Consider the following 6,129-nt stretch of genomic DNA (forward strand, 5'->3'; position numbering starts at 1 on the left):
ACCTACGTCGTTGCTCATCAGATAACATATTAGACACTTATAACAATAGAGTTTTTCATGAAATTGCATTACCTATAACAAAGCTGCGCCATTGGAATTGGACGTAGATACCTATCATCTTTTCAAGTCGGCAGATGTAGAAGCATTATTAGCTTGTAAACACTGCTCTTCGGAGTTCTGCCACAACCTGACTCATCTTCACCCCCCATAGGGCGCAAGCTGCATGAAATCGTTTGTTGAGGTCATCCACGATACTAATGTGCATAACTAGGACGAATTTGTCTTTTTTTTGACTATTTTATTAGGAATTTACTGAAATACGCAAGTTTTTCAGGAGGAGAACCTTTAACAAGTACATTCAGCGCCAGGGTAATTTCTTGCGAATGATTATTGGTTCAGAGGTAATGAGTGGCAGAGACCATTATGCAGCACTTGGTATAAAATAAGCCAATGGGGTTAGCCCCCCATTGAAAGTTACGATAATCGCAAGCCCGCAATTTTATGAATTGGTGGAGAAGCTTAGTCCTGGTTTGACGAAGGTGCAGAAGTTTGATGAAATTAATAACTAACGTCTCTACTCGCTACAGCATCAGGTGTCCATTACTTTCCCAACCTTGGGAATCGCTATTTATTAAGAGCGCCGGAATTTGCGATCGCCCCCTTGCTACGCAGCCCAATCTCTACACAATAACTCCGCCTGTTGCAGCACCGTCACCGTCGCCTTCTCCTGCTTCTCTGGTGGATAACCATATTTCCGCAGTAGGCGTTTAACCAACCTCCGCAGATTAGCCTTAACACTTTCTTTCACAGTCCAGTCAATCGTGACATTGTTGCGGATGGTTTGGACTAAGTCGCGGGCGATCGCCTAAAGCGGAACTTAATCAAACCTCACGCAGCACATTGGAATTAGAGAAACTAATGTTAAAACTTGATTAGCAGTATATATTTTTGCTTGCGCTTCTCTGTATCAGAGGAGAGAATTAGTTTGGGCATAAAATTACACCGCAATGAAACCAGAAGAACGGGCAAGAAAAATTATTGACAAGTTACTGACCAATGCAGTTTGAACCGTAACGTTATATGACTGAAGAGAAAGAATATACGAAATTACGTGAATTACTTGCAGCGAAGGAATGGCTAAAAGCTGATGATGAAACCGCAAGGTTAATTGTCAAAGCTTCGGGCAAAGCAGAGTATGAAATTTTGGTATGTAAAAGCCTTAGCAAAGAGAATATAAGTAAAATTCCTTGTGAATTTTTCCAAATTATTGATGAACTCTGGATGCGTTACAGTAACAATAAATTTGGTTTTACTATCCAAGTTGAAAAATACTTAGAAGAGATTTCTAAAGATACTACTTTCGCAAAAAATGAATACAACATCTTCATAGCCTTATCAAAACTTTTTGGTTGGCGTGGCAAAGATTATGATGACTGGGTAGATTGCACTAAAAATTTATATTATGAAGAATTACCAAGCGGTTTTTTTCCTCGTTGGGGAATTACTATTCAAGCAAAAAGAGCAACTTTGAAGTTTAATTTACTTTTTGGAAACACTGGGGTTTTAAATTATAAAGACAAAAGATTATTTGACAAATCTATAATAAGGGATATATATCTTTATCATTTCCATAATTATTTATGCCATAATCAGGATGGTATTCATATTATTAATTCATTTTTCAATTATTTACAAACTTGTTTTTTAAATAAAAAAAATACTTGTAATTATACTTTTGGTCAAACTCAGAGTAGTATAGAGAGCTTAATAACAGAATATAGCAAAATATTTATTAAAACCTCCGAAGAACTTTATAATGAAATTTATTTATTAAATAATGAAAATTACTACACTCCTGAAAATAAAGAAATAGCTCAAAAGCAAATTTTAAAGTCAATTGCTCAAAGGAGAGGACAACCTAAATTTCGGGAAGGGCTACAGATAGCTTATGATAATTGTTGCGCTATTACAGGTTGTGATGCTGAACAAGCTTTAGAGGCCGCCCATATCATACCTTATTGTAAAACTGAAGATAATGATATTTCCAATGGATTGCTTCTTAGGGCAGACATACATACACTCTTTGACCTAAATTTGATAGCAATTGAGCCAGAAACTTATAAAATATATCTTGCTCGTCGTTTGGGCGACAGCAGTTATTGCGATGAGATAAAAGATAAATATCTTAAATTACCAAAAAATGAAAAATACCGACCTAATAAAAATGCACTCGAATGGAGATGGAAAGTATTTAATTCCAACAATGAATCTCGTTGATAAATGTAGCGAACTGCAAACATAAACGCTTCAAACCGCAAACAGGCAGTTGTCGTTGGAAGGATAATATTGCCGTTTTGGCACGCTTATGCTTCCAATTAACTTCAGCAACCTTATGCTTCCAATGTCTCAAATCCTTACAGGCTCTATATTCGAGGTTAATGCATTGAAATGCATTAACCTAAAAATGAAGTTTTGAAGTACCCTGTTTTGGCAAGTTTGTGACTTAAAGGAATTCTTTGCCGCAACGGCAAGCTTTTACTTTAATTTCACTCCGGTAATCTCATACTTTAGACAGTAGCCTGTTGGTTTATAGGGTAAAAATGGCTGGAATTATTATCAAACTTCCTTAAACCAAGCATATTTACTGAAAAAGTGTTCAGAACAAACGGCAAGCTTTTACCTAAGTTTTGAACTCATGGCAACATTTTAGTTAAAACTGAACTATTTCGGTTGCGATCGCCATCCAGGGAGACAGTGAGTTTTCTCCACTCTTTAAAGTAAAATTCTGCCGCTTGTTCAGAATTGAACTAAAAGTAAGCCGCTTGTTCATTGACCATATTGTAAATAATTATACTAAATGATTGAGAATTTTATCAGATTTACAGCAATTTTTGTTTCATAGACTACTAGATACTGTTTAAAGTATCAAGAAGCCGCAATCAAATTAAAGTAAAAGCTTGCCATTGCGGCAAACATTTCCTTTAAGTCACAAAGTTTATCGTTCCATTTTTAGTTTCCGGCAATGTTATGATTCCGATTGTTTAATTAGGGTTGCGATCACCTAACGGAAGAATGAGCATTACAGCCCTTAAGGTGTCACTTAAAGGATAATGTGGTTCTTGTCAGATTTTGGTGATGATGAAAGGTTACGCACTTTAAGGCAGCTATGCTGGAGGCAGAAGGCAGAAGGTTTTAAAACGTTTTCTTATCCGGGCGTGGGATTTGTGACTTCAAGGGACGATCGCTTACGGCTTTCTTGTGATGCAGATGTTCTATAATTCTTGCACTGCTTCAATTGTGGGAATTTTTTCTTCCTCCTTCCTTCTGCCCTCTGCCGTCTGCCTTCTGCCTTGTCCCAACCAAGATCACCAAAAGTTGCCAAGAACCAAAATCCTGGCTCAGTTGCAGATAATCCTGGCTGAAGCACAATTATAGTTGCAGATAATCCTGGTTTGTAAATGTCTTGATTGCAGGTTTGAGCGATTAGTATTGCAGGTCGCTACAGGTATCGGAATTACTGAAATGGTTATGTTTTCGTAGAAAGTGCTTAAGGTAAAAAATTTTTCTAAAGGCTGAACTCATGATATGTTACAGTCATAACATCTCTTTTTTAATTACTTTTATTACACACTATTCTCCCTTTATTTTCTCCATTAACAAAAACAACCTAATTCCCCTTATCCCGTCCACCCAACTCTTACTCCATACCCTAACATACAACTTCATCCCCAAACCTAACACACCTTTCCATTGTTTTTCATCTCTATATTCATCTATCTCCTTAAATATTTGATTTATTTTTCTACTGCCACACTCACCCGATTCATGGGAAATTAAAGAAGATTTTTTACCCTGAACAAAGAACTTAAAGAACTCAATATAAAATTCCGTATACTCTCTAGATGCAACCTCTAACACAATTTTTGTTCCACGAGAAACTAAGTATAATAGACACGTTTCCTCCCACCATGAATTTAAAATATTTTCCCAAAATAAGCTAAAATTACTAGTTTTTATTAGACTTTGAGCTGCTAAAAATTGTTGGAAAATTAAGTGACAAAATTGGTATTGTTGTTTATCTTCTACTATCAACCCAATATTACAGAAATACTGAATTAAAAGTGTGACATCATTGCTTTCAATGCTTACTAACTGCTCTATAATCCACTCGATTCCTTCAGACATATCAAAGGAAGTAGACTTCTTCTGCATTAGTTTTAGTGCTAGTATTTGCAGTACAGATTGCTTGTCGTCGAGGCTTAAATGAACTCCCAATTTTTGAGGCTTTTCTAGTAAAACCTCTAATATCACCTTATAAAGGTCAACTGGTTTTTCAGGCAATGTCCTATTCTTATGGTGAACCGTACAAATCATTGTCAAGAACAATGGATTCACTGCCATTGCTTTTAATGAAGAGCTATCTTCTATCTGTCTTATCAAATTTTCAGCCTTTTCTTGTGCTTGTGTCTCATTGATACTAGTTTTACGCCCCATTTCAGAATACCAATTCCGAATAAAGTGGGGAACTTGCTTATCATTAAATGGTTTTACTTCTAGGAATATATCTACTTCTTTAGAATACGCATCTGGTAAAGCTACTGGTCGAGAAGTTAAGATGAAACTATTTTGATCATATTCTTCTGTTTGTTCCTTTATCCAATTGACAACTTTTTCACGCTCTTGATCATCTGCTACTTCATCCAAGCCATCCAGCATTATTAAACATCTACCTTTCTTTAATTCTTGCTGAAACCATTGCGATAGCGATTGAAGCTGATTTTCTTCTTCAATGTACTTTTCTGCTTGCTCAGAAATTAAGTCTAACAGTGGTTTATTATTGACTATTTTTTGGGACACTTCTCTTATTAACAACAGGACTGGAATTAGCTCTGGGGCTTGTTCACAGTACTTTTTCTGTTCCTTACTTGCGTATACGAACGTTAAATACTTTAAGAGGGTTGTTTTTCCTGAACCTGATGTCCCTAGCAGTACTATATTTCTATTCTGTTTCAGGAAATTCCAAATTGTTAGTACTTCTTCTTCTGAATTTGTATTATCACCCGACAAAGGAATTATTTCTTTTTTTGCTTTATCTGGATACTCAGCAGAAATCTTTAGTGGTACAAATACATTTGACAATGTTAGCCTAGCAATTGGGCTAAATCCTTCTGTTTGATATCTGTTGCATTCATTAATTAACCAAGAGTAATACTCATTCAGTTCTGGGTTTCCAGGGGTTAAATCATCTTTTTTTTTAAAACTGGTATACCCTGTTGCGAAATATTTTCCATTTGAATGGCAACCATAGCTTCATCAAAGGCTCTTTGAAAAACATCTTGATTGCCTGATTTTTTGTAACCCAGCCCATCATAAAAGCCTTGAGCAAATGCAATCGCTGCTTTGTCCTCAATGGGTTGATTCATGCCGATTGCATAGTTGATGTATTGGCTAATTGCTATAGCAGTTTTTTCTGAATGACAAGCATTGAGCAGCACACAGTTGACATAATCAGCGTGTAACTTAAATAGTGATGCCAACCCCTCTGGAGAGACAGGTTTGTTATTTCCCCCATCATCCTCTAATAGCAAGCTGCCATCTTGTAAACCATGTCCACAAAAATGAACAATTTGAGGCTGTTCTTCCGCGATAGCTCTGCGAATATCTTGAGGACGTACAGCAGTTCTCACTTTAATTTCAAATAAATCTCGATTTGTAGCTCTTCGTATAGCTTCTTCAATTTCTCGAATCTCTTTATCTAAACGCAGCCCGTGGGGAATTGCTGTTAGAATCAAAATTTTCTGCTGCTGATTAGTTTGTTGTTGGGGAATGTTATGTAAAGAAACAGGAGAGGCTTCTGGTTTATGGTTTAGCAAGATGTCTCCAGCGATAGCCCTCAGTTTTGGGTTTCCAGGGTTTGATTCACGCGCACCACGAACTAAATCTTCAACCCATCCCTGAGCTTCTGCTGTTTGTATTAATTTATAAACAATATCTTGTAAACTTCCTTCACCAGCAATTGCTCTTAGACTTTTATCTAATTCAAATGCCAACATTTGCTCTAAGGATGCCATATTAGGAAAAGCATCAATCAAAGCCAATTGTAGTTCTTTACGTTTTTGACCTGATAAA

Annotated in this window: 4 protein-coding genes; 1 reads left to right on the top strand and 3 read right to left on the bottom strand. The window is 36.4% G+C overall.

Features of this window, described 5'->3' with window-relative positions; all coding sequences use genetic code 11:
* Nucleotides 1-664: 664 nt before the first annotated feature.
* Nucleotides 665-808, bottom strand: coding sequence for a type I restriction enzyme endonuclease domain-containing protein (locus tag AACW45_RS38315; protein WP_313933831.1), 144 nt, complete (start codon nucleotides 806-808; stop codon nucleotides 665-667).
* A gap of 272 nt (nucleotides 809-1,080) precedes the next feature.
* Between AACW45_RS38315 and AACW45_RS38320 the strand changes: the two genes are divergently transcribed.
* Complete coding sequence (locus tag AACW45_RS38320; RefSeq protein ID WP_190638251.1) at nucleotides 1,081-2,277, top strand: GUN4 domain-containing protein; 1,197 nt, start codon at nucleotides 1,081-1,083, stop codon at nucleotides 2,275-2,277.
* Nucleotides 2,278-3,630: 1,353 nt separating this feature from the next.
* Here the strand turns inward: AACW45_RS38320 and AACW45_RS38325 are convergent.
* A complete protein-coding gene (locus AACW45_RS38325; RefSeq protein ID WP_190638253.1) occupies nucleotides 3,631-5,139 on the bottom strand; it encodes an NACHT domain-containing protein in 1,509 nt (502 codons plus the stop codon).
* A gap of 98 nt (nucleotides 5,140-5,237) precedes the next feature.
* On the bottom strand, nucleotides 5,238-6,129 hold an 892-nt coding region (locus AACW45_RS38330), incomplete at its 5' end, for an effector-associated domain EAD1-containing protein (RefSeq protein ID WP_190638254.1).

It is taken from the genome of Calothrix sp. FACHB-168 (assembly GCF_963889195.1).
GTDB lineage: Bacteria > Cyanobacteriota > Cyanobacteriia > Cyanobacteriales > Nostocaceae > Aulosira > Aulosira anomala_A.

Bases quoted from the DNA above. Each gene is read 5' to 3' on its own strand.
- AACW45_RS38320 (WP_190638251.1), top strand. From the start codon at position 1,081: ATGACTGAAGAGAAAGAATATACGAAATTACGTGAATTACTTGCAGCG.